This window comes from Pandoraea sp. SD6-2 (genome assembly GCF_000389825.1).
GTDB classification, from domain to species: domain Bacteria; phylum Pseudomonadota; class Gammaproteobacteria; order Burkholderiales; family Burkholderiaceae; genus Pandoraea; species Pandoraea communis.
This window is the reverse complement of sequence record NZ_KB944429.1, coordinates 36,293-60,580: the sequence shown is the minus strand read 5'-3', so window position 1 is coordinate 60,580 and position 24,288 is coordinate 36,293. Positions and strand designations below refer to the sequence as shown.

21 protein-coding genes are annotated in these 24,288 nt (G+C 61.3%); 18 read left to right on the top strand and 3 right to left on the bottom strand.

Annotated elements, in window-relative coordinates; all coding sequences use genetic code 11:
• Positions 1-27: 27 nt before the first annotated feature.
• Positions 28-660, bottom strand: coding sequence for a FadR/GntR family transcriptional regulator (locus C266_RS06910; protein ID WP_010805390.1), 633 nt, complete (start codon positions 658-660; stop codon positions 28-30).
• Between the two features lie 309 nt (positions 661-969).
• Between C266_RS06910 and C266_RS06905 the strand changes: the two genes are divergently transcribed.
• The 10 genes from C266_RS06905 to C266_RS06860 all read left to right on the top strand — a co-directional run bounded on the left by C266_RS06905 (position 970) and on the right by C266_RS06860 (position 10,828).
• Positions 970-2,109, top strand: a complete 1,140-nt coding sequence (locus C266_RS06905) for a cupin domain-containing protein (RefSeq protein ID WP_010805389.1) — start codon at positions 970-972, stop codon at positions 2,107-2,109.
• An 11-nt stretch (positions 2,110-2,120) separates the two neighbouring features.
• Entirely contained in the window at positions 2,121-3,251 is a 1,131-nt protein-coding gene (locus C266_RS06900; protein ID WP_010805388.1) for an LVIVD repeat-containing protein, read from the top strand.
• Between the two features lie 34 nt (positions 3,252-3,285).
• Complete coding sequence (locus C266_RS06895; protein WP_036661961.1) at positions 3,286-3,657, top strand: RidA family protein; 372 nt, start codon at positions 3,286-3,288, stop codon at positions 3,655-3,657.
• A 47-nt stretch (positions 3,658-3,704) separates the two neighbouring features.
• Positions 3,705-4,301 carry a glutathione S-transferase family protein gene (locus tag C266_RS06890; RefSeq protein WP_010805386.1) on the top strand — a complete coding sequence of 199 codons (597 nt, stop codon included), beginning with the start codon at positions 3,705-3,707 and terminating at the stop codon, positions 4,299-4,301.
• Between the two features lie 82 nt (positions 4,302-4,383).
• Positions 4,384-5,235: an ABC transporter ATP-binding protein gene (locus C266_RS06885; protein ID WP_010805385.1), complete on the top strand. Its 852-nt coding sequence runs from the start codon at positions 4,384-4,386 to the stop codon at positions 5,233-5,235.
• Positions 5,232-6,053, top strand: coding sequence for an ABC transporter permease (locus C266_RS06880; protein WP_010805384.1), 822 nt, complete (start codon positions 5,232-5,234; stop codon positions 6,051-6,053). The genes C266_RS06885 and C266_RS06880 overlap by 4 nt, the downstream gene beginning before the upstream one ends.
• A gap of 83 nt (positions 6,054-6,136) precedes the next feature.
• Positions 6,137-7,159 (top strand): ABC transporter substrate-binding protein, encoded by a 1,023-nt coding sequence (locus C266_RS06875; RefSeq protein ID WP_036661905.1) that lies wholly within the window; start codon positions 6,137-6,139, stop codon positions 7,157-7,159.
• Between the two features lie 10 nt (positions 7,160-7,169).
• Entirely contained in the window at positions 7,170-8,702 is a 1,533-nt protein-coding gene (locus tag C266_RS06870; RefSeq protein WP_010805382.1) for an aldehyde dehydrogenase family protein, read from the top strand.
• Between the two features lie 27 nt (positions 8,703-8,729).
• The gene (locus tag C266_RS06865; protein ID WP_010805381.1) at positions 8,730-10,403 is read left to right on the top strand and encodes a GMC family oxidoreductase; all 1,674 of its coding nucleotides are present in this window, start codon (positions 8,730-8,732) and stop codon (positions 10,401-10,403) included.
• Entirely contained in the window at positions 10,400-10,828 is a 429-nt protein-coding gene (locus tag C266_RS06860) for a hypothetical protein (RefSeq protein ID WP_010805380.1), read from the top strand. Before C266_RS06865 ends, C266_RS06860 begins: the two co-directional genes overlap by 4 nt.
• A 59-nt stretch (positions 10,829-10,887) precedes the next feature.
• Here the strand turns inward: C266_RS06860 and C266_RS06855 are convergent, their stop codons facing one another.
• Together C266_RS06855 and C266_RS06850 are read right to left on the bottom strand one after the other, a co-directional pair.
• A complete protein-coding gene (locus tag C266_RS06855) occupies positions 10,888-11,622 on the bottom strand; it encodes an aspartate/glutamate racemase family protein (RefSeq protein WP_010805379.1) in 735 nt (244 codons plus the stop codon).
• Between the two features lie 17 nt (positions 11,623-11,639).
• Positions 11,640-12,635: an ABC transporter substrate-binding protein gene (locus C266_RS06850; protein WP_036661902.1), complete on the bottom strand. Its 996-nt coding sequence runs from the start codon at positions 12,633-12,635 to the stop codon at positions 11,640-11,642.
• Between the two features lie 311 nt (positions 12,636-12,946).
• Between C266_RS06850 and C266_RS06845 the strand changes: the two genes are divergently transcribed.
• The 8 genes from C266_RS06845 to C266_RS06810 all read left to right on the top strand — a co-directional run bounded on the left by C266_RS06845 (position 12,947) and on the right by C266_RS06810 (position 24,233).
• On the top strand, positions 12,947-15,157 hold the full coding sequence (locus C266_RS06845) for a hydantoinase/oxoprolinase family protein (protein WP_246831151.1): 2,211 nt from the start codon (positions 12,947-12,949) through the stop codon (positions 15,155-15,157).
• Positions 15,154-16,905 (top strand): hydantoinase B/oxoprolinase family protein, encoded by a 1,752-nt coding sequence (locus tag C266_RS06840; protein ID WP_010805376.1) that lies wholly within the window; start codon positions 15,154-15,156, stop codon positions 16,903-16,905. The genes C266_RS06845 and C266_RS06840 overlap by 4 nt, the downstream gene beginning before the upstream one ends.
• Before the next feature lie 121 nt (positions 16,906-17,026).
• Positions 17,027-18,178, top strand: a complete 1,152-nt coding sequence (locus C266_RS06835) for a porin (RefSeq protein ID WP_010805375.1) — start codon at positions 17,027-17,029, stop codon at positions 18,176-18,178.
• A 60-nt stretch (positions 18,179-18,238) separates the two neighbouring features.
• Positions 18,239-19,933, top strand: a complete 1,695-nt coding sequence (locus C266_RS06830; RefSeq protein ID WP_010805374.1) for a thiamine pyrophosphate-dependent enzyme — start codon at positions 18,239-18,241, stop codon at positions 19,931-19,933.
• Positions 19,930-21,228, top strand: a complete 1,299-nt coding sequence (locus C266_RS06825; protein WP_256380697.1) for an NAD(P)/FAD-dependent oxidoreductase — start codon at positions 19,930-19,932, stop codon at positions 21,226-21,228. The genes C266_RS06830 and C266_RS06825 overlap by 4 nt, the downstream gene beginning before the upstream one ends.
• 256 nt (positions 21,229-21,484) lie before the next feature.
• The gene (locus tag C266_RS06820) at positions 21,485-22,483 is read left to right on the top strand and encodes an ABC transporter substrate-binding protein (protein ID WP_010805372.1); all 999 of its coding nucleotides are present in this window, start codon (positions 21,485-21,487) and stop codon (positions 22,481-22,483) included.
• A gap of 50 nt (positions 22,484-22,533) precedes the next feature.
• Positions 22,534-23,322 (top strand): ABC transporter ATP-binding protein, encoded by a 789-nt coding sequence (locus C266_RS06815; protein WP_036661947.1) that lies wholly within the window; start codon positions 22,534-22,536, stop codon positions 23,320-23,322.
• On the top strand, positions 23,322-24,233 hold the full coding sequence (locus C266_RS06810; protein WP_010805370.1) for an ABC transporter permease: 912 nt from the start codon (positions 23,322-23,324) through the stop codon (positions 24,231-24,233). Before C266_RS06815 ends, C266_RS06810 begins: the two co-directional genes overlap by 1 nt.
• Positions 24,234-24,288 lie beyond the last annotated feature (55 nt).

Below are 24,288 nucleotides of genomic sequence, written 5' to 3'. Positions count from 1 at the left end.
GCCTTGCGGGGCCAAGCACTTTGCCGATCAGTTCTGGCTACCGGGCACCATCCGCGCCATGATCTGTTCTCGCACACGAATCAAATGCTCGCGCATCGCCGTTTCCGCAAGGTCGGGGGCGCGATGCCGGATGGCTTGCGCAATTGCCTGATGTTCCTGATCACGCTGCCGGATGCGTTCCGGGCAGTGGGGGACGGGTTGCGGCACGTGTAAGCGGATGTCCGAGCCGACTCGCCGGATGATCTGATAGATATCGGCGGCAAGTGCATTGCCCGACGCGGCAGCGACTGCACGGTGAAAGGCGAGGTCGGTCGAGCCTCGGTCGGCACCGGGCGACGTCGTTGCTGCGCGCTCGATGCGCGTAATCTCGACCGGTGTTGCCCTGACCGCTGCCAGACGGGCAAGGAACGGCTCCAGCGCCAGCCGAAGTTCGATCACCTCCAGCACATTCGTGTGCCCGGCCAATATCTCACCGTTGCGCCTGGATTGCCCCTCGCTGCGTCCGCGCGGGGTCTCCAATTCGCCCTCGTCGCGCAGCACCTTCAATGCATTGCGCAACTGATGGCGCTTCACGCCCAGTTCGTCTGCCAATTGCCGCTCTGCCGGCAAAGCGTCGCCGTTGGCAAGACGGCTTCGCAAACTCTCAACCAAGTCGACCATAACTTCTCTCTCCCTGCCGCAACCAAGGTATTTGGTTGCGTGCCGAAAACACATCGAGGCAGCATGATAGCGGAATTTGCAACCATCGGCTAACTCGATGGATGCTTTGCTAATTCTTCATTAGGCTTTGTATTCAGCATTATTTGAGACCCCTGTGCCTTTCTTAATTGTAATTTGGTTCAACCAAAAAATCAACCAAAACATATCAACCATAACTACCAAATACATTTTTGGTTGACATGAAAAATTTGTCTTGATCTACTCATTTGCATCAGCGGTTCGTGAAACCCCACTCGGAGGTAGCGCAGCATGATGCAAGCCACGCAGGACGCCGCAGTTCGCTCCAGCGAACAAGAGACTCGGCAGATGTATGAGGAGATCGGCAACGCGCATCTGTTCCCGTTCTGGGCCAGAAGCTCGGATGTCGAGCACGATGAGATCAAGCAACTGATGCAGGGCCAGCGCGCAGTGCCCTATATCTGGCGTTACAAGGAAGTGCTTGAGCCGCTGTTGCAGCAGTCCGCTCGCCTCATTTCCACCGCCGACTCCGATCGTCGCTCACTGATCCTGACCAACCCGGGACTCAAGCCGAGGCGGGCCACGGTGACCACCATGTATACGGCGTACCGGCTCAACGATCCAAACGAGATCATGCCGCCGCATCGTCATACCGCGAGTGCCATCCGGCTCGGTTTGACCGGCTCGCAGAACTTCACCGGCGTGGAGGGCGAGGACGTCGTGTTCGGACCGGGCGACATGGTGCTTACGCCGCGCGACACCTGGCATAACCACGGCAATGTGGGCAACGAGCCGGCCATCAACCTTTCGGTGCTCGATTACCCGCTGGTCGAGACGCTCAACGCGCTCTCGTTCGATCACGACTACAGCGAAGGCGGCGCCGTCATGCGCAAGCAATCCGCGCGCTTCCCTGCCGATTACTCGGCGATCACTTACGGGGCAGGTGGCCTGATGCCTCGTTTTGTCGACCATCGACGCGGCGCCAACGGCTCGTCGCCGATGTTCATCTATCGCTACGAAGCCGTGCGCGAACTGCTGGAAAAGCACCGCGAGTGGGCTGAAAACCCGTACGAGGGACTACGTATCGAGTACGTCGATCCGCTGCGAGGCGGCCCGGTCTACAAGACGATGACGTTCTTCATGCAGATGCTGCGCCCCGGCGAGCGCACGCTGCCGATGAAGCAGACGGCAAGTCTGCTGGTATCGCCGCTGGAGGGCGCGGTGCGGGCCGTTCTCGATGGCGAAACCTTCGAGACGAAGCAATTCGATACGCTCGCCGTACCTGGCGGGACGTGGGCCGAATACGAGAACACCAGCGCCACGCAGCCGGCCATCGTATTCATTGCGAGCGATGAGCCGGCACTTCGTGCGTTCGGATTGCTGCAACGCTGGGGCAAGACCGCTGGCGGCGACGTCATGCTTCTCGACTAAGGGGCGCCTCCATGGCCAAGGCATGGAATACGCGGCTCGTGAGCCACATCGACTGCCCCGGCGGCGGACAGGTGTGGGTCGATCGCAACATCCTGTATGTCTCGCACATGCGTCCACCGGCCGGCACGTCGATTTACGACGTCTCCGACCCCAAGCATCCGCGCTTGCTGGCGACGCTCGAAGTGCCGATGGGCTGGCATTCGCACAAGGTTCGCGTGCAGGACGGCGTGATGCTGGTGAACTACGAGAAATTTCGTGAGGGCGCGCCGGACTTTGGCGGCGGTCTTGGCATATTCGACATCACTCGCCCGTCCGAGCCGCGATTGATCTCGCGCTGGTATTCCGGGGGCGAGGCCGGTGGGGTGCACCGCTATGACTTCGACGGCCGCTTCGCGTACATCTCGCCAACGGCTGAAGGTTTCGTCGGGAACATCGTCAAGATTCTCGATCTGGCGCAACCCGAGCGGCCCGAGGAAGTCGGTCGCTGGTGGATTCCCGGGCAGAACGTCGGTGCGGGAGAGGAATACCCGTGGGACGACTATGTCCGCCCGCGATGCCATCACCCGTTGCGCATGGGCGATCGTCTTTACGTGTCCTATTGGCACCACGGCTTTTTCATTCTCGATATCTCGGACATGTCGTCGCCGAAGCTGATCTCGGGTATCAACAGCGGTCCGGCGCATCCGCACCCGACGCACACCGCCTTGCCGATCCCCGGCCTTGTCAAAGGGCGTCGCGTCATGGTGGTGGCCGACGAAGATGTCGCGAAACTGCGGCCGTCGCCGCCGTCGTTTGCCTGGGTGTATGACATCACCGACGAACGCCAGCCGATGCCGATATCGACGTTTCAGGTCGCCGGTGTCGACCCCGACGGATCGCCGCGAGAACCGATGTCGGGCTGTCATCAGCCATCGGAGCGTTTTGTGGGAACGACGTTGCCGTTCGCCTGGTTCGCCAAGGGCATGCGGCTTGTCGATCTCTCCGATCCGTTTGCGCCCAGGGAGATTGCTTTCTACGAGCCAGACGCCCCCGCCGGCTGTGAGCGCGCGTCGTCCAACGACGTCACGATCGACGACCGGGGGCTCGTGTACCTGCTCGACCGGCAACAGGGGATCGACATCATCGAATGTTTCCCGGGATGACATTTCGACGCCAACGACGACAAAGAGGATGGCAATGACGATTTCGGTACATGGCAAGAAGAACCCCAACCTGCCGTTTCATCCGGCCGTTCGTGCGGGGGACTACGTGTTCGTCTCGGGCCAGGTTGCCAAAGACGAAGACGGGCGGATGGTCAGCGGCACGATCGAGGACGAAACACGCGCCACGATCCTCGCCGTGCAGCGTGCACTACGCGAGGCGGGGTGCGATCTGGCCGACGTGGTGAAGGCGACGGTCTACCTCGAAGACGCCCGCGACTTCGGCCGTTACAACGGCGTATTCAAGGAATTCTTCCCGGATGGCCGGCTCGCGCGGACCACGGTCGAGGCACGCGCGGTGATTACGACGCGCATCGAGATCGAATGCATCGCTTACCGGCCGCTGTGAATCGCTTGCGTCGGCCAAGACATTGAACATCACCTGAGGACATCGACATGCTGAAGCTCTACGGACGTGCCACATCCGGCAACGTGCAGAAAGTCATCTTCCTTCTCGAAGAACTGGGCAAGTCCTACGAGCGGCTCGACTATGGCCGCCAGTTTGGCAACACCGGCACCCCGGAATACCTCGCGATGAACCCGACCAACAAGGTGCCCACGCTGACGGATGGCGACCTCGTCATCTGGGAATCGCACACGATCCTGCGCTACCTCGCCGGCCGGCATGGCTCGTCGTTGTATCCCGACGATCTCGCGCAGCGCACATTTGTCGAGCGCTGGATGGACTGGGCACTGGCATCGCTCAATCCCGTCTACCTCGCGGGATTCAAGGACGCGAAGAAGCCGAAGGACGAACAGTCTGCCGATACGGGGCCAAACCTCGCCGCCGAATTGACGATTCTGGACACCCACCTGCGTGAGGTTCCGTGGTGCGCCGGTCAGTCGTTCAGTCTCGCGGACGTGGCGTTGGCGCCGCTGGTCAAGCGCTGCGTGAACTTCCCGTTCGCGTTGCCCGAATTTCGTGGCATTGCAGCGTGGCTGGCTCGCATCGAGGCGCGCCCGGCATTCGCGAAGGCCACGAGTGCGGGTTGACCGGACATTGAGGCAGACGTGCTCGCCGCGCGCTCGCTGAGACGCGGCGATATTCCAAAAACCGCAAGACTGGAGCACCCCTATGGCAAGTCTCGATCGGCCGGATATGCGGCAGATGGCCGTCTCGACGGCGACGACATCATCTGAGCCGTACATCAGCGTCAGCGGTCTTTGCGTCGATTTCGAGACGCATGGCCGTATCAATCGCGTGCTGAACGACATTCATCTGTCGGTCGAACGCGGCGGATTCACCTCGCTGGTGGGGCCGTCCGGTTGTGGCAAAAGCACGTTGCTCAAGGTGCTCGCGGGATTGCAGGCACCCACGCAGGGACGAGTGAGCGTGGGCGGTATGACGCCGTCCGAGGCGGTTCGGCAGCGTCGCATCGGCCTGGTGTTTCAGGAGGCGGCGCTCATGCCGTGGAAGAGCGCGTTCGATAACGTGTGTTTGTTGATGGAGCTGGTCGGCACGCTGCGCGACAAGGACGCCATTCGCACGCGTGCGCTTGAGTTGCTGAACATCGTCGGCCTCGGGCATGCAGTGGACCGCAAGCCGTCGCAGTTGTCCGGCGGAATGCGTCAGCGCGTCTCGATCGCGCGTGCTTTGGCGCTCGATCCGGAGGTGCTGATGATGGACGAACCGTTCGGTGCGCTCGACGCCATCACCCGCGAAGAGATGAGCGACTTTCTGCTCGAACTCTGGCAGCGCACGGGCAAGACGATCGTATTCGTGACGCATTCGATCGACGAAGCCGTGTTCCTGTCGCGCGAAGTCACTGTCATGGCGACCGGACCCGCACGCATTCTCGAATGCCTGACGGTACCGTTGGCGTATCCCCGCAACGAGGATAGCTACGCCACGCAGGCGTTTGCCCAGACGGCTTCGCATCTGCGAAAGCGTCTCAAAGAAGGCCATCGGGCCGGGAGGACATCATGAGTGCATCGCCTACCGACGTCGTGCCGGCCGGCGCGCGCGGGCGCGCCGCCCCGAAACCGTTTCGCGGTCTGTGGCGTGCAGGGCCCGGTGTGGCGCTGACGATTGTGCTGCTGGTGCTGTGGGAGGCGGGGCTACGCCTGTTCGACGTGCCGGCATTCGTGTTGCCGACGCCGGCACAGATCGCCGGGGCATTGGTGGCGAAGCAGCCGGAACTCGCCGCCGCGGCGTGGGTGACCGCTCGCGAGGTTCTGTACGGATTCGTGCTGTCCTCGGTGGTGGGCGCCGCACTTGCCATTTGCATCGCGCGTTTCGAGCGATTGGGCAGCGCGGTCTATCCGCTGATGGTGGTCTTCCAGAACGTGCCCAAGATCGCACTCGCCCCGATATTCGTGCTCTGGTTCGGTTACGACCTGATGCCCAAGATTCTCCTCATCGTCGTGATGGCATTTTTCCCGGTGGCCCTGAACATGCTGGTGGGTCTGCGCTCGGCCGATCCGAATCTGGTGGCGCTGCTCAAGTCGGTGGGCGCCACACGAAGCCAGATTCTGATGCGGGTACAGATTCCGCACTCGTTGCCGGCGTTGATGGCGGGTATCAAGGTGGCGATCACGCTGAGTGTTATCGGCGCCATCGTAGGTGAGTTTGCCGGTGCCTCGGCCGGGCTGGGCTACGTGATTCAGTTTGCCTCGACGCAAATGCAGATGCCGCTTGTCTTTGCGGCACTCGTCGAGGTCTCGCTGCTCGGTGTGCTTTTCTACTACGCCGTCGAGTGGTTCGAATACCGCTTCATCACCTGGGGAGGCGAAGCGCGTCACTGAACGCCATTTAGCTATTTCGCTATTTCGCCGGGTTGTCGTCGTGTCCTCTCTCTCTTAGTGTTTCTTCTTGCAGGAGTACCAGCGTGAGCAGATTGAGCAAACTGTTTTCGGTTCTTCTCGTGTCGATGTCGTTGCTGGGCGCTGCAGCGCCGGCGTCGGCAGCCGACGACGTCATCGTCCAACTCGACTGGGTCGTGCGAGGCAACCACGCGATGTTTTTCGTGGCGCGCGACAAGGGCATGTTCGCGAAGCAGGGGATCAACGTGACGGCGATTCGCAAGGGCACCGGCTCGGTCGATGCGCTGCGCATGGTGGCCAATGGCAGCGCGCAGTTCGGCTTCGGAGACCTCTCGACGCTGTTGGTCGCCCGCACGCAGGGCGCGTCGAATACCGCGCTGGTGGCCGTGAATCAGAAGAGCCCGCTGGCGATGGTGTCGGTCAAGGCGCGCAAGCCGCTCAATTCGGCCAAGGATCTCAAGGGCATGAATGTCGGCGTGCATCCCGCCGGTTCAACCTATGTGTTCCTGAAAGCCTTCCTCAGCAAGAACGGCATGTCGCTCGCCGACATCAAGCAAAGCACGGTGGCGCCGCCCTATGAGAATTACCTCGTGATGGGGCGCGTCGATGCCGTACCGGGTTACATCGACGCCGAGGTGCCGCTGCTCGAAGAGAAGACGGGCGGTCCGGGGTCGCTTTCGATACTCCAGGCCGCCGATCACGGGCTGAACGTCTACGGCTCGGGCATGTTCGCTTCGGACAAGATGATCGCCGCGAATCCGCAACTCGTTCAGCGCTTCGTGAACGCGTACACGGAGGCGTTCGCTTATGTCGTCGCCCATCCCGACGAGGCGGTTGCCGCCATCGTGAAGGCTAACCCCGAGTACAAGGGCCAGGAAAAGATCCTCGCCGAGCAACTCGACGCGGACTTCAAACACACGATGTACTCGGGCGATACCGCAACCCATGGCATTGGATGGATCGACGGCAAGCGCTGGGGCGAAATGTTCGATGTCCTCCAGAAAGAGGGTTCGATTGACGCGAGCGCAAAGGCGAGCGGCGGCTTCGATATGAAATTCCTGGCGGCGGCCAAGCCGCTGCGCAAGTGAGGAGGTCGAGATGAGTGCCATCCTGTCCGAAAACTCGAGCGCTTCCGAGTCATCCCCACGGCAAGGCTGCGGTGCCGGACTGACCTTGCCTGCTCAAGATGGCTTGTACTACGGCGGCGCGTGGCATGCCCCGCGCTCGGGCCGTTATGCCGATGTCTACAGCCCCGGTGACGGATCTCGGATCGGCCGGGCTGCCGTGGGCGATGCGAGCGACGTTGATGCCGCCGTCGCTGCTGCCCGGCAGGGGTTTGCCGTGTGGCGCGATACGCCGCCGCTCGAGCGGGCACGGATTCTCAGGGCCGCCGCCGTCGAGATGCGCAAGCATGCCGCCGATCTGGCCTTGCTGGATGCTGCCGACTGCGGCAATCCGGTGGCTGAAATGACGGGGGACGTGATGGTTGCAGCAGCGCTGTTCGAGTTCTTCGCGGGGCTGGTCACGGAAATGAAAGGGGCCTCGATTCCGATGGGCCCCGAAGCGATCAACTTCACCGTGCGCGAGCCCGTGGGCGTAGTCGCCAGAATCGTGGCGTTCAACCATCCCTTCATGTTCGCGGCAGGCAAGATGGCGGCACCGCTTGCGGCAGGTAACGCGGTCATCGTCAAACCGCCCGAGCAGGCCCCGTTGTCGTCGTTACGGCTCGCGGAGATCGTCGGTGGCTTGTTCCCGCCGGGTGTCGTGTCGATTCTCAATGGCGGGCGCGATGTCGGGGAGTCGCTCGTGTCGCATCCCGATGTCGCAATGCTGGGATTGGTGGGCAGCGTTCCGACCGGACGTGCGGTGGCGCGTGGCGCCGCAGAGCGCATCAAGCCGATGCTGTTGGAGCTGGGCGGCAAAAACGCCCTGATTGCCTATCCCGACGTCGACCCCGACGCGCTGGCGGCCGGTGCGGTTGCCGGCATGAACTTCACATGGTGCGGCCAGTCGTGCGGTTCCACCAGCCGCCTGTTCCTGCATGCGAGCATGTACGACGCCGTGATCGAGCGTATTGCCGAGCGATGCAAAGCCTTCGTGCCCGGCTTGCCGACGGATCCGAAAACCAGCATGGGCGCCGTCATCAGTCAGGCGCAGCATGCGCGAGTCCTCGCGTTCATCGCCTCGGCGCATGAAGAGGGGGCGAGGCTCGTGTATGGCGGCAAGGTGCCCGACGATCCGGCGCTGGCAAACGGCTACTACATCGAGCCGACCGTGTTTGCCGATGTTCAGCCACAGATGCGTATCGCGCAGGAGGAGATCTTCGGCCCCGTGCTGTCGATCATCAAATGGCACGACGAGGCGCAGATGCTGGCCGATGTGAATGCACTCGACTACGGGTTGACGTGTGCCATCTGGACGAACGATCTTGAGAAGGGCATGCGCACGGCCTCGCGGGTCAATGCGGGGTTCGTATGGATCAACGAGGTCGGCAAACATTTCCTTGGGGCGCCGTTCGGCGGGATGAAGCAGTCGGGCATGGGCCGGGAAGAGTGTCTCGGCGAGATGCTGTCTTTCACGCAGGAAAAGAACATTCATGTGAGCCTGCGCCGCGTTGCCACGCAGCGCTGACCCGTCAACCGATCGCAGGACCCAGGCATGCAAACCACTTTTGATTACATCATCGTTGGCGCGGGCTCGGCGGGCTGTACGCTCGCCAATCGTCTGACCGAGGACCGCGACGTCCGGGTTCTTGTGCTGGAGGCCGGGGGGTGGGATCGCGACCCCTGGATTCACATCCCGCTCGGCTGGGGCAAGATCCTCACCAAGCGGCTGCATGACTGGATGTACGACTGCGAGCCGGAAGAGAATGTTGGCGGACGAAGTGTGGAATGTGCACGCGGCAAGGTGATCGGCGGTTCGTCGTCGGTCAACGCCATGGCGCATGTGCGCGGCAATCGCGCCGATTTCGAGCGATGGGTGCGCGATTACGGGCTGCGCGACTGGTCCTACGATGCCGTGCTGCCGTACTTCCAGAAGCAGGAGCGTTGGGAGGAGGGCGGAGGTGCCTTTCGCGGAGCCGACGGGCCGCTGAACGTGCAGCGATGCCGCTATGAAGACTCGTTGCTCGGTGCTTTCGCCGACGCATCGACGTCCGCCGGGCATCGTTGGGTCGACGACTATAACGGTGCGACGCAGGCGGGTTTCAGCCGTCTTCAGATGACGATTCGCAACGGACGCCGTTGCAGCGCCGCAAGCGCTTATCTGCACCCGGCGCGTGCTCGCGCAGGCCTGCGGGTCGAGGTGAATGCGCTCGCGTCTCGCGTGCTGCTCGAAGGCGACAAGGCAGTCGGGGTCGAGTACTGGCAGAACGGCGTGAAACATGTGGCGATGGCCAGTCGCGAAGTCTTGCTGTCGGGTGGGGTGATCAATACCCCCCAGTTGCTCATGCTCTCGGGCATTGGCGATCCGCAGCGGCTGTCGCAGATCGGCGTGCCGGCGTTGGTGGCGAGCGCGGGCGTCGGCCGAAATCTCCAGGACCATCCCTCGGTGATCGTGATGTATCGCCGGGCAACGCCGGGGCCGTTCCACCGGATGATGCGCCTTGACCGTATTGGCGTTCAACTGATTCGCGCGTATCTGACCGGAAAAGGGTTCGCGTCGGATGTGCCGGGCGGCGTGGTCGGTTTCATGCACAGCGGCGAAGCCCCCGATTCGAGCGGGGCTCCTGATTTGCAACTGCTGCTGACGGCGGCCCCGCTGGGGGCCTGGCCGTATTTCAAGCCATTCAAACAACCCTTCAACGACGGCTTTGCGTGCCGCACCGTCTTGCTGCATCCGGAGAGCCGCGGCGAAGTCCGGCTCACTTCGGGCAATCCGTCCGAGAAAGCGCGCATCCATCAGAATTTCCTGTCTACGCCTTACGACTGGGCGGCGTTGCGCTCGTCGGTGCGGATCGTGCGCGAGTTGGCCGCGCAACCGAGTCTGGCGCCATATATCGGTGCCGAGATTGCGCCGGGGCCGTCGAGTTCGTCGGATGCGCAAATCGATGCTTTTATCCGGAAGACGGCGATTACGGTTCACCACCCGGCGGGCACGTGCCGGATGGGAACCAACGACGACCCGATGGCTGTGGTCGACAGCGAACTGCGTGTCAAGGGGGTGCGTGGGCTGCGGGTGGTCGACGCATCGGTCATGCCCGACCTGACGTCGGGCAACATCAACGCGCCGGTCATCATGATTGCCGAGCGCGCCGCAGATATGATTCGCGGGCGTGTTCCGATGCATGCGGCTGCGCCGGCGCACGCCGGCGCCGAAGCGGTGGCGGTATGAAGCTCGCCCTTGCGGGGCTGCGCCGGCATCGCGTGGTTGTCACGCAGCCGCTGGACGATGCGGCCATCGAGCGCCTCGACCGATTTTTCGACGTGGCGTTGTGCAGCCATGACGGGCAGATGACGCGTGACGCGCTGATCGAGCAGCTTCGCCCGGCGGCGGCGGCGCTTGTGGGCGAGGGTGACATCATCGATGCGCAGATGCTCGATGGTCTCGATGTGCTGCAAGCCGTGTGCTGCCTCACGCCGAGCGAACCGCACATGGATATCGAGGCGATGACTCGCGCGGGAGTGCGCGCGATGTCGTCGCCCGATGCCGGGCGCGCCGTTGAGAATCTGGTCGCCGCCTTTGGCTTCGGCAGACTCGGTGGGCACCCGCCCGATCTCCTCAATCCGGAACTGCTTTGCGACTGTTGCAGTTTCTGACGCGTCTGCGTGGCGTTACGCGCTAAAGGGACTGTAAGTGTCTACGAGACGGTGGTTAGTCAAAATGTGTGAAACCGCCGAGGACGCAGACCTTGGTGGAACCACTCGATCATGGAGACGATGTCGAACACCGGCATATTCAGGGCATCGGCGAGCGCGGCCGAGTAGGGGGAGAAATTCGTGCATTCGCTGACGATCGCGCCGACATCCGGGTGTTCCGCGAGCAATTCCTGAGCGCAGCCAAGCAGATCGGCGAAGTTCCGCGCGGGATCTACCGACGCGGCATTGTGCAACTGGCTGATAAAGAAGTGTGACGTCTCAGGCAGGCCCGCGACGGGCAAGTCGGGCGGAGCACCCACTTGTGTCAAGTGAGCGGGCGTCATTGCCTCTCGCCGTGCCGTCAATACACCGACGCGTTTCCCGAACGGCAGCATCCTCGAGATCATCGGGATTTGCAGCAGACTTGACGTTGCGATCGGCACGGGACATCTCGCCTGCAACTCACTCTGGTGTGCCGCCAGAAACCCGCAACTCGTCGTGATCCCGTCGACCCCCAACGCCACGAGATCATGCGCCGCCGCGATGAACAAGTCGAGACTGCCGCCCGCACCCGGCGACATGACCTGTGGCCCCGTCACGCCTCGTACCAAAGCGTACTGAACGGGAAAATCCCATGTCGATGCATGGCCAATATCGCCGGGTAGTCGCTCGAAGCCGGTGTCTAGCATCAAGATGCCCAGCGTTACGCCATGCACGACCCGTTTGCGAACTTGCCGGTCCGGATTGGTTTCCATCGCGAGGTACTTTCCGGTTATTGGGGATCGACGAAGCACTTGCAGTCCCGCATTTCGGGAGGAATCGTCAGGCCAAGTTGCTCAAGCTTTTTTCGGTTTACCAACGCCAGATAGTCGCTGGGCTGAGGGCGATAGACCGCCAGTTCCGAGGGCTTCTTGCCGTTCATGAGCGCCAGAGCGAGATCGGCAGCGTGCGCTCCCTGCGATTCGTATGAAGGCGCGTAGGCGACCGCAATCAGGTTCCCCTTGCGAATGAGTTCGTGTTCGGCCGACAGAATTGGCATTTTGAGTCGATCGGTGACGCTGGCAACTGCGGGAAGCGAAGACTGCACGAGATTGGAGCCAATGGCATAGAAGAAGTCGAGCCCCTTCATCGTTCCCGTGCGCTGCGGGACATCGATCGTCGTATCGACGCTGGTCGCGACCATCTTCATGCCGGCTTTTTCCGCCGCCACCCCCAGACTCTTGATGGCGGCAACGTCATTGACTTCCCCCGCGTTGTAGAGAACGCCGAAAGACTTCGCGCGCGGGAATATTCTCTTCGCAAATGCCAGCACCGCATCGTAGTCGGTCACGCTTGCTGTGCCGACAATGCGCTCGCTCCCGTGCTCCCAATCGGGCACCAGCCCGGCCGCGATGGGATTCGTGACTTGAGAGAATACGAGTGGAATTCGTGCATCGGACACGTTGCGAACGGCAGCCTGCGCAACGGGGGTTGTCACCGTCAAAATCACCTTGGGGCGCTGCGAGACGATCTGAGCCAAAGTTTGAGGAATGAGGCCTGGCGTGAAGTTGGCGTCGCTATAGGCATAGGTGACTGTTTTACCTTCGATGAACCCATGTTTTGCCAATTGCTCCTTAAAGCCGGAAATGGTCCTCGATAGTGCCGGGTGGGGGCCAAAATTGGCGATCCCGATGACGGCTGTTTCTGCATTGGCGACAACGGAACTCGCCATCAGCGAGCACATCAGGGTGACGCTGGACAGTCGCTTGGCAAAGAGTTTAGGGAGCATGGGCGTCCTCGGTAAGCGGTGAAGGGAGATACCGTCGCCGATTTGCTTCGCTTCGGCGAGGGAGTACGTTCGCAAGTACATCCTCGCTTCATTTTGGCGAATACCAAAATTCGTAGCGGGGCAGGTTGAAAATGAGGCCCGATATCCTATTTCATTCATCCGACACCGAAAATCGCCCGCATCGCAGGCGGATATCAGCGCAGCACGTACGGGTTATCCCCCGGTAAGGGCGGTCAGGGACGATGCGCTACCGAATCAATAAGTCATAGTTCCGATATCCAACGCGAATCGCTGGCGAGTTCCGTAACTTATTGGCTGATCGTCGCCACGCGCGGCGCCCTGTTCCTTGTTACGGAGCGACCATGTCTTCTCTTCGCGCCTCCCCGCTGCCTCGCATCGGCATCGACATCGGCGGCACCTTTACCGACTTCGTGCTCGAGCTTGGCGACGAACGGCACACCCACAAATGCCTGTCGACACCGGGGGCGCCTGAGCAGGCGGTCATTGCGGGTATTGCTCATCTTCTGCAACTGACCGGCACCCCGGCCAGCGCCCTTGGCGCAGTGCTTCACGGCACGACTCTGGCGACCAATGCCGTGATTGAACGACGCGGAGCCAAGACTGCACTGGTGACGACCGCAGGTTTTCGGGACGTCATCGAAACCGGGTGTGAGGCGCGCGCGGACCAATACGACCTTCGGGTCAGAAAGCCCGAACCGCTTGTGCCCCGAGACCTAAGGTTTGCCGTTGTCGAGCGTATGGGGGCAAAGGGACAAGTACTGCTTTCTCTCGACGAGGCAAGCGTAGATCGTGTCGCTGACGCGCTTGCTGCGCAAGAGGTGCAGAGCGTCGCAATCGCGTTCATGCACAGTTACGCGAATGCCGACCATGAAAAGCGAACGGCCGAACGACTCATGAGGCGGCTGCCTGACGTGTCGTTCAGCCTGTCGTCAGACGTGTCCCCGGAGATTCGTGAGTTCGAGCGCTTCTCGACCACCTGCGTCAATGCATACGTCCTGCCGCTGATGGCTTCCTATTTGCTGCGCTTGTCGGAGGCGCTCAAATCGATGGGCATCGATGTTCCCCTATTGATGATGACCTCGGACGGCGGGTTGTGCGATGTTGAGACCGCACGCCGCTATCCCGTCCGGCTACTTGAGTCGGGCCCCGCCGGAGGGGCGCTGCTGGCGTCTTACGTAAGCCGGATGCTCGGTCTCGATCGCGTGCTTTCTTTGGACATCGGGGGCACCACGGCAAAGCTGTGCTTCATCGATGACGGGAGCCCGCAAACGTCGCGCGCGCTCGAAGTGGCGCGACTCTATCGCTTCAAGCCCGGCAGCGGAATTCCGCTTCGGATCCCCGTTGTCGAACTGTGCGAGATAGGCGCGGGCGGCGGGTCCATTGCCGGCATCGATATGCTCGGCCGCGTTAAGGTTGGCCCGACTAGCGCGGGGTCACAACCGGGCCCCGCCTGTTATGGCCTGGGGGGCGCGGACGCAACATTGACCGACACGCATCTGGTGGCCGGACGCCTGGACCCCGAGTATTTCGCAGCGGGGTCGCTGTCGCTCGACACGGATGCCGCGCTCGAAGCGCTGGATCGCGCCATCGCCTCGCCGTTGGGCGTCGGCCGGGATACTGCGGCCTACGCGATTGCGGAAGTCGCAGACGAGGCGATGGCGGGGGCCGCACGTGAGCATGCCATTGAGCTTGGAAAAACGTTGGCAGGGAGAACGTTAATCGCGTTCGGTGGGTCCGCACCACTGCATGCCGCGCGGTTGGCCGAGAAGTTGGGGATCGACACAGTCGTCGTGCCGGTCGCGGCGGGTGTGGGCTCGGCATACGGGTTTCTTGTGGCGCCCATTTCTTTCGAGGCGGCCCGAAGTCTCTATCAAACGCTCGGCGAGTTGGATGCATCGCTGGTCAACGAGTTGCTTCAGGAACTGCGGAACGAAGCCACAAACGTTATCGGCCATGCCAGCCCGGCGCTGGCCGCCGACAATGAAACACGAGCGTTTGCGTATATGCGCTATCGCGGCCAGGGGCATGAAATACAGGTTCCGATGCACGACCTTTCGATCGATCAAACGAACATCGTCGCGCTGCGGGCCGAATTCGAACGCCAGTACCAAGAGCGATTCGGGCGTCTGATCGCGCATGCGGATGTCGAGATACTCAGTTGGAGCGTGCGTGTATCGCACACGCCGCCCATACCCACGAATGAGGTGCACTCGCTCACGGCGCCTGATGCTCGAATGCCGGAGGCAACGGCGCCCTTGCCAGTCGATGTGCGATCGGTGTTGGATCAATCTTCCCAGACGCGTGTCGACGCGGTATTCCATCGCCGCCACACCCTCTTGGAAGGTGCTGTGATTCTGGGGCCAGCGGTGATTGTCGACGATGAGACGACGATCGTCGTACCCCCGGAATTCAGTGCTCGCCGTGTGCCTTCGGGACACCTCGTGCTCGAACGGCAGCGCTCCTCGACCGGGTTTCAGATGTCACGAGAGGCCTATCAATGATGGACCACAATGAACCTGTTACTGGCGCGATGCCTGATGATCCATCGTCCAACCATGCGATCCGCCTTCAGATCATTTGGACTCGTCTGATTTCGGTGGTGGAGGAACAGGCACGATTACTCATGCGCACGGCATTCAGTCCGACCGTACGAGAAGCCGGCGACTTGTCGGCGGGTGTCTTCGATACGCGTGCCCGACTGGTGGCGCAGGCCGTCACCGGGACTCCCGGTCACGTCAATTCGATGGCCGCCGCGGTCGGACACTTTCTGGATGCGTTTCCGATCGACACCATGCGCCCCGGCGATCACTTCATCACGAACGATCCGTGGCTTGCCTCCGGCCATCTGCATGACGTGACCGTAGTTTCGCCGGTGTTTCGCAATGACTCGGTGATCGCGCTATTTGCCTGCACCTGCCATCAGGTCGATATCGGCGGGTTGGGGCAAGGCCCCGATGGCCGCTCGGTGTTCGAGGAAGGGCTTTGTATTCCGCGCTTGCCGCTGGCCCGGGGCGGAGAGGTGAATCAGGATCTGCTGGATATCATTCGCGCCAACGTGCGCCAGCCAGACGAAGTGATTGGGGACATTCTGTCCTACATTGGCGCCAACGAGGCCAGCGCACGGCGACTCATCGTCATGCTGGACGAGTTCGGTGAGATCGGGCTCGACGACATAGCGAACGACATCATCGATCGATCGCGCGCCGCGATGCAGCGCGCGATCGATCGATTGCCTCAGGGCCGGTATCGCTACGCCATGCGAATCGATGGCTTTGATTCACCCGTCGATCTGGCGGCAGAACTGGAAGTCGGCGAAGGACGCATTCGTGTCGACTTCGAGGGATCGTCGGCCGCCAGTCATCGCGGGATCAACGTGGTACTCAACTACACCCGCGCCTACACAGCATTCGGGGTGCGGGCCGCCATTGCGCCTGAGGTGCCTAACAACGCCGGCTCACTCGAGCCGATCGATATCACGGCCCCCGTGGGGTCGATCCTCAATGTCGAACGTCCGTGGCCGGTGTGCGCGCGCCACATCATCGGGCAATTTCTCCCCGACGTGGTCTTTGGCGCCTTGGCGGCCATTCTTCCGGAGGAAGTCCCTGCGGAGGGTGCCTCTTGCATCTGGGGGGCGCAATTGCGCGGGGGCGCCGTCGCCGCCATGGCTGCCGGGGAAGACGCCGAACGTGCGGGACAGAGCTTCGAGACACTTTTCTTCAACAGCGGCGGCGCTGGCGCGCGTGTCGGCGAAGACGGCATGTCCGGCACAGCCTTCCCAAGCGGTGTGAAGTCGATTGCCGCAGAGATCGTGGAGTCGAACTATCCGGTGGTGATCTGGCGTAAAGAACTGCGGTGCGATAGCGGTGGGGCAGGTCGCTGGCGCGGCGGACTTGGACAGAGCCTCGAAATCGGGACGGCGGACGGTGCGCCCTTTCAATTCTTCGGGATGTTCGATCGCGTGAGGCACCCGGCGCGCGGGCGCGACGGGGCGTTCGATGGACTGGCCGGGCGAGTGGCGCTCGACGACGGGACTCGCATGGCAGGAATGGGGCTGCAAACCGTACCGCGTGGGCGTCGCCTGTGTCTGGATCTGCCGGGCGGCGCAGGGATCGGATTGGCCACTGAGCGGAACCGGGAAAGCGTCGAGACTGACATGCGGCTCGGCTATATCAGCGAGGGCTGTGCGGCAAGCGATTATGGGTTCGACAAAGAGCAGACGTTGCTGTGTCGGAAAACAGATCAAGGTTAAGTGATTTCGGTTCTTCTTATTTTGGCGGCGTTGGTCTGGTGAGGGCGTTTTCTTACGCTGCATTCGACGATGCACGACACACGTTAATCGTCTCTCACTCTCGTCAATCACGGAATCGACCATGAAAAAATACCTCTATACCCTGGTGCCGTTGATGTTGCCATTTGTCCTTTGCTCGCCCGTCCGGGCGCAGCAGAGTAGCGTCACGTTATATGGTGTGCTGATGGGCGGTGTCATCTACGCCAACAATTCGCTGGGAGGGAAATCCGTTGGCCCGGCGAACGGTCCGAGCCGATGGGGGTTTAAAGGCGCTGAGGATCTGGGGGGCGGTACCAAGGCGATCTTCACGCTCGAGGGCGGTTTCAATCCGAATACCGGAACTTCTGCGCAAGGGGGCCGTGAGTTTGGACGGCAGGCATTCGTTGGTTTGCAAAATGAACGATGGGGCACGCTGACGACGGGGCGCCAATATGACTTGACGCAGGACTGGCTGGCGCAATACTCGGCACCCGTGCGTTGGAATGGCTATACGGCGCACGTGGGCGACAACGACAATTTCAACTATCAGTTCCGCGCAAACAATACGCTCAAGTACGTGTCGCCTCGCTTGGCCGGTGTTCAATTTGGCGCAATGTACAGCTTTGGCGGCCAAGCCGGGAGCTTCAATAATCAGAGCGGGGTGAGCTTCGGCGCGAACTACGCTGGTGGCCCGGTTTCCGTGTCTGCGGCGTACATGCGCCTGAATCGGCCATCGACAGCGGCCAGCGAAGGGATCTGGAATACGGCCCTGTTCCCGTCGATTTCCGCTCAGTCGCCCACGTTCTCGTATAGCGTATCCCCGACGAGCATGGAGATTTGGGGCGCGGGTGGGTCGTACGCATTCAGTGACTCGACGAATGCTGCCCTGATCTGGTCTCACAGCCGGTATGAAAATCTGGGCGTTACCCAACTGGGGCTGGGCGGCGCGCGAGCCGATTTTGACAATATCGAGGCAAACGTCAGTCATTTCCTGACGCTCGCCAATCAGATCAACTTCGCCTACACATACACACGAGGGAAGATATCCACTACCGGCTTCACGCCCCAGTACCACCAGTTCAGCCTCATCGACAACTATTTTCTTTCGAAGCGGACAGCCCTGTTTGTCGTCGGTATTTTCCAACTGGCCGCCGGCGATGCCAGGCATGCCAATATCGAATATGCGTCCAGTGGAGGAGCTTCCACGACGACCCGGCAAGTGGCTGTCACCGCAGGCATTTTTCATCGCTTCTGAAATCCGTGCGAGTGCGGCACCGCTTGCGTCACACGCCATCAATATCTGGAGAGTCGCCACATGACGAACACGCGCTCGGGCGCTGACATCCTTGCCGATACGCTGGCCGAATTCGGCGTGCGCGTGGTCACGCACGTTCCGGGGGAGGGCATCCTCGAAATCCTCGACGCATTGGCATCTCGTACGCCGCAAATACGGCTGGCGAGTTTTCGGCACGAAGCGGGGATGGCCTTTGCCGCCCAGGCAATAGGGCAACTCGGTGGCATGCCCGGGGTTTGCCTCGCGGCTCGCGCGCCGGGGGCACTGAATACCTGCCTTGCGCTGCATACGGCCGATACAGATAGCGCACCGATGATTCTTATTGTCGGCCAGGCGTCCACCGAGGCGGCTGAGCGCGAAGCATTTCTGGGCAATGAGTTTCATGCGGCGTTCGGCGCGCTCGTGAAGTGGGTCGCTCAAATTCCGGATGCGGCTCGCATTCCCGAGTTCGTAAGCCGTGCATGGCATACCGCAATCTGCGGAAAACCTGGACCCGTCGTGCTGATCCTCCCCGAGGATGTGGCGTTGCAGCAGAGGGCCGCACCTTCACTCTGCGCACCACGGCGAGCCGGAACCTCCATCGACATGGGAGATGCGTATGCGATTGCCGAGGCGTTGAATGGCGCGGTGAAGCCGATCTTGTGGGTTGGCGGAACAGGCTGGTCGTCTGAGGGCCTCGGGGATCTGGTCAAAGTGGCCGAGCGATATCAGGTGCCGGTTGTCACCTCGTATCGCCGTCGCGATCTGATGGACAACGGGCATCCCCATTTCTGCGGAGAAACCGGCATTGGCATATCCGCCGCGCTGGCACGCCGTTTCGACGCGGCGGACCTTGTGCTGGTTCTCGGCGCACGAATGGGCGAACTCAATACGTTCGGTGCCGATGTTTTCAAGGGGTTTTCTCTGCTGCGGACGCCGAAACCGGCCTGCAAGCTGATTCATGTCCATCCTGGTCAAGCGGAACTCAACAATGCCTACCAGGCAGATATTGCGGTATGTGCCCGACCCGAAGCGGTACTCGCGGCGCTGGCTCACATTGCCGATGATCAAGGAAAGCACGATGGTTCCTGCGCATCGGCGTCAGATGCGATGGGGGCCGCGCGCTTGGCCTGGGTCGAGTCGACCCGTCGCGAGCGGGAGCAGTTCGTGAGCACCGGCGAGTGTCCCGGCCCCGTCGACCTGCGCGCGATCTACGCCCGCCTTCGCGAGGCGCTGCCGGACGATACGGTGGTGACTGCCGGTGCTGGCGCCTACGCCATGTGGCCGCAACGTTACTTCCCGCATCGGCGGCCAAACACGCAACTCGGTCCCAAGAGTGGCGCGATGGGATATGGGTTGGCTGCCGCCATTGGCGCTGCTTTGTACGGTGGCTGCGACAGACCTGTCGCGATTGCCGGCGACGGGTGTTTTCTCATGCATGCGGAAGAACTGGAGTCCGCTGTGAGACTGGGGCTGCGTTTGCTGGTTATGGTGGCAAACAATCGCTCCTACGGCGCTATTCGCGCTTCGCAACAACGCACGTTCGGCCGAGAGGTCGGCACGCGTTTGGGCAACGTCGACTTTGTTTCTTATGCCACCTCGTTCGGCGCCAAGGCATGGCGCGTAACCTCAACCGATGAGTTCGCGCCTGCGCTCGATGCCGCGCTTTCCCACGACGGTGTTTCGCTGATCGAACTCGTCCTTCCCGATACATTGACCAAGCCTGTTCAACCGTGACTTCTACCATCGTTGTCGGCGCCGGCATCGCCGGATTGAGTGCCGCTTGGGAATTACAGGCGGCTGGGGTTTCTGTGCGTGTCCTTGAAGCGGCTTCCGTCGTGGGAGGGCGCATGGGGGACCGATTCGAGAATGGCATCGCCTATAACAGTGGTGCGCGACTGATCTATCCCTTCAGCAGGGATCTTCATCGCATCATCGAGGCGGTGGGCGTCACATCTTCACTTGTGCCGCTAAGGCGTCTTAGCGCGCTTTGCACAAGCCCTGGAGGGCCGTACTCCATTGAACTCATGCCGTCGTCGAGGGCCCTGTTGACACCCGGCTTGCCGCTTGGTGAGCGGTGCCGCCTGATACGTGCGGCGCTGACCCTGCGCGCACGCAAACGGCAGGTCGACCCGGATTGGGCCGTGTCTGCACTGGCGTGGGACGACGTTACCCTGGCCGAGTGCATACGGGAGGAGATCGGCGATGGCGTTCTCAAGCGCATGATCGAGCCGGTGTTTCGCGGCACACGCAGTTTCGATGCCGACTCCATCTCGGCGTTGTTCTATCAAAGCACGATGCCTCATTTGGTGGGCGAAGACACCGTGTTTACCTTGGCTGGCGGGATGGGGCAATTGTGCACGGCGTTGGCTGACAGGTTGCCGGTCGAGACAGGTGTCGCGGTGACGGCAGTTGAGCCGCATGCCGATCGATGTGTCGTGACGCTGGCCGATGGGCGCGAACTTTCGGCGGATTATGTGGTGATCGCAACCGAAGGGGCGCGAATCGCGCCTTTGCTGGTTCGGCCTTCACTGGAAGAGCGCGAAATGCTTGGGGCGATTCGCTACAACGCGTTGGGCATCGCGCATTTCGCGGTCGCTGGATCGCTTGAACCAGGTATCGAATTTGCCATGCGGGATTCCCCCACCCGTATCGCAACGTATCAGCAGCTCAATGCTGCCCCCCGCCAGGGGCGCCCGAATGCACAGGTGTACTGCCAACTGACGCCGGAGGCCATTCAGCAAGTCCAGGCGCAGTGCGCCACGGATCGTCTTGATGAGTGGGTCATCGACGAAGTCAGGGCGCGTATTCCTGACTTCGACCAGCGGCGCCTGTCTACCGTGAATCAGTGGATTGCGCACAAGATTCCAATCTTCTATCCCGGCTATGGGCATAGGCTTCGCCGCTTCCTCGATTGGCAGGATGCGGGGAAGTCGCGCATACGCTACTGCGGGGATTGGATGTCTCAAGCCCTGCTCGGCGGCGCCTGCGCAAGCGGCGTGCGGGTGGCGGCTCAGATTGCCGGCAAGTGAGGTCCGCGCGGTCGGTCGATTAGCGTATGGCGGCAGCTTTTATTGGAAAAGATTGGGTGAGATGCCACAAAAGTTAGGTTTTCGGCACAGACGCAGACCTCAATATGTTCGCTGTCATGTTCGGTGCTAAAAAGACGGTCAGACGTCTGCACCGTTTCGGCTGAGATGGACACAGATTTCCTGGAATTTCCTGGATTCATGAAGAGCGCGCTCTCGATACCACCGAGCCCAACGCGCCGCATTGGAGATGTCACGCATGAGAGCAAGATCCCGCAGGACGTTTCTTTCCCTTGCGATTGTCACGGCCCTGGGCGTAGGCCTGTCCGGTGAGGCGACGTCGCAAACCGCCATCGCGCAGACGGTAATCGGCATTGCCAACCTGGGACCTCACCCTTCACTCACGCGAACGATCGCCGGATTCAAGGAGGAGATGGCGAAGGCTGGCTATATCGATGGAAAGAACACCCGTTATGTCTACAGCGACGCGAACTTCACGCAAGCGTTGATGCCGCAGATGTTCTCCCAGATTCTGACCAAGAAGCCGGCCCTTATCCTGACGTTGACAACGTCGGTCTCGCAGGTCGCTCGTTCTGCCGTTCCGGACCGAAGCATCCCGTTGATCTTCGCGGAAGTTACCGATCCTGTCGCCGCAGGCCTTGTACCGAATTGGACGCATGGTGGTGATCGTTTTACCGGCGCGTCGGATCTTCAGGATTTCGATGCCATGCTGGTGTTTGCCAAGCGCCTGTTCCCCGGATTGACGTCATTCGGTGTGTTGTATAGCCCAGGCGAGGCCAACGATGTCGTGACGAACCAAGCGCTTGAAGCTGCGGCCAGACGCGCCGGGCTCACGTTCAAGGCGGTGAGCGTCGATGCGGTGAACGATCTGGCACAGCGCGCACAGCTGCTCAAGGGTGTTGGATTCGTCTATCTCACCGGGTCGAATCTCGTGCAATCCGCGATTCCGACCGTTGCGGCATCGATGGCGCGCCTGCGCGTGCCGATCATCAGTTCCGAAACCGAGGCGATCAAGCAGGGCATGGCGACTGCTTCGTTCGCGGTGTCGCTCGAATCGGTTGGCGCTAACGCGGCGCGTCTTGCCGTACGTGCGCTGAAGGGGGAGGCGACGAATTTGCTGCCAGTGGCCAAGCCCGCGTCAACCGATTACGTCACGTCGATCAGCCGGCGTGAGTTTGCCAAACTCGGGTTGCAGGTCCCGTCATCCTTTGAGAATTGCCAATGCTTTATCAATTGAATCCAAAACGCAATCGGGCAGGAGATAACGTGAATCAGGACGCATTGCCCATGCTGTCGGTCTCTGGTGTCAGCAAGACGTTTCACGCGGGCACGGTCGATGAGCGCGTGGCGTTGACTGATGTCTCGCTGGAACTCAATGCAGGCGACTTCGCTGTTGTCGTCGGTGGCAACGGTGCGGGTAAATCGACGTTTTTGAATCTGCTCGCAGGCGAGGTCGAGTCGGATACCGGAACCATTAGCGTCAACGGGCGCGACGTGACGTCGCTGCCCACGCATCGGCGAGCCGAATTTATTGCGCGCGTGTTTCAGGACCCCTCCGTCGGTACCGCGGCGGCCTTGAGTCTTGAAGAAAACCTGGCCGTGGCCGCACTTCGTGGGCAACGCCGCACTTTCGGTAGAGGCCTCACGAGCAAGCAAATGAGCCACTTCGAGGCGCGTATCGCCTCGTTCAACCTGGGTCTCGAAAAGCGATTGAAAGCGAAAGCGTCGTTGCTCTCGGGTGGGCAGCGGCAGGCACTGTCGCTGCTCATGGCTGTGCTGCGCCGGCCCCAATTGCTGCTGCTCGACGAGCATACCGCCGCGCTTGACCCCCGCACGGCGGAGATCGTGATGCAGGTAACTGAGCAAGTCGTCCGTGAGCAGCAACTCACGACGCTGATGGTCACGCATAACATGCAACACGCGTTGGACTATGGCAATCGACTCATCATGATGTCGGATGGGCAAGTCGTGGGCAATTTGACGGGAGAGGCAAAGCGCCGCATGACGATGGAAAAGCTGATCGCAACGTTTCACGAAACCGCTGAGCAGGAGGCGCCGCAAACGGCGAATATCTGATGAATTTGATTTCGGGATTCCTCGACCTGGTGCCTGTCGGCATTCTCCAGGGGCTGACATATGCGTTGATCGCCATCGCGATCATGATTCCGTTCCGGATACTGAATTTTGCGGACATGACCGGCGAAGGGTCATTCCCCTTCGGCGCGTGCGTTTGCGCGAAATTCCTCATGCTTGGCCTCGACCCCGTGACGTCGCTGCTTGCTGGGGCATTGGCGGGCTTTCTGGCTGGCCTGCTCACGGGATTCATTCACGAGAAGGTGAAGATAAACACGCTTCTGTGCGGGATTCTCGTGCTCTCGATGCTCTACTCCGTCGATATTCGGGTGATGGGGCAACCCAATGCGGCATTGTTCACCTTTGCGAGCATCTTCTCGGCACTTCCCGGTGATGGCAGCGGCTATCTGCCGCGGATTGTCATGCTCGGGGCGATCGATATTGCGATTGCGGGGTTGGTGATCTGGTTCCTGGGAACCCAGCATGGCATGGCGATGCGGGCAATTGGATCGAGTGCGGCGATGGCGAAGGCTCAGGGCATCAACGTGAAGGTGTACACGTTGTGCGGCCTCGGGCTGGCGAATCTGTTTGCTTCCATGGGAGGGGCCGTGCTTGCCCAAAACCAGGGTTTTGCCGACGTGAATATGGGGTTCGGGGTGCTTGTTAACGGATTGGCGGCGTTGCTGCTCGGTGAAGCGCTCATCGGGAATCGTTCGATGACCCGGCAGGTGATCGCCCCCGTGATTGGCTCGATCGTGTACTTCCAGTTGATCTCCGTTGTTCTGACATTGGGTTTCCAGCCGTCGGATCTCAAGCTCGTCACAGCCGTTTTCGTATTGGCGACCCTGTTGGCCATGGCTGCACGCAAGCGTAAGGGCGCGCCGTCCCGCAAGCTCAAGCCCGCGACGCCCTGACACAGAGTGGTATCGCGGAAAATCGCATTCGCGAGAAGTCCGAGGGTTACGCCGC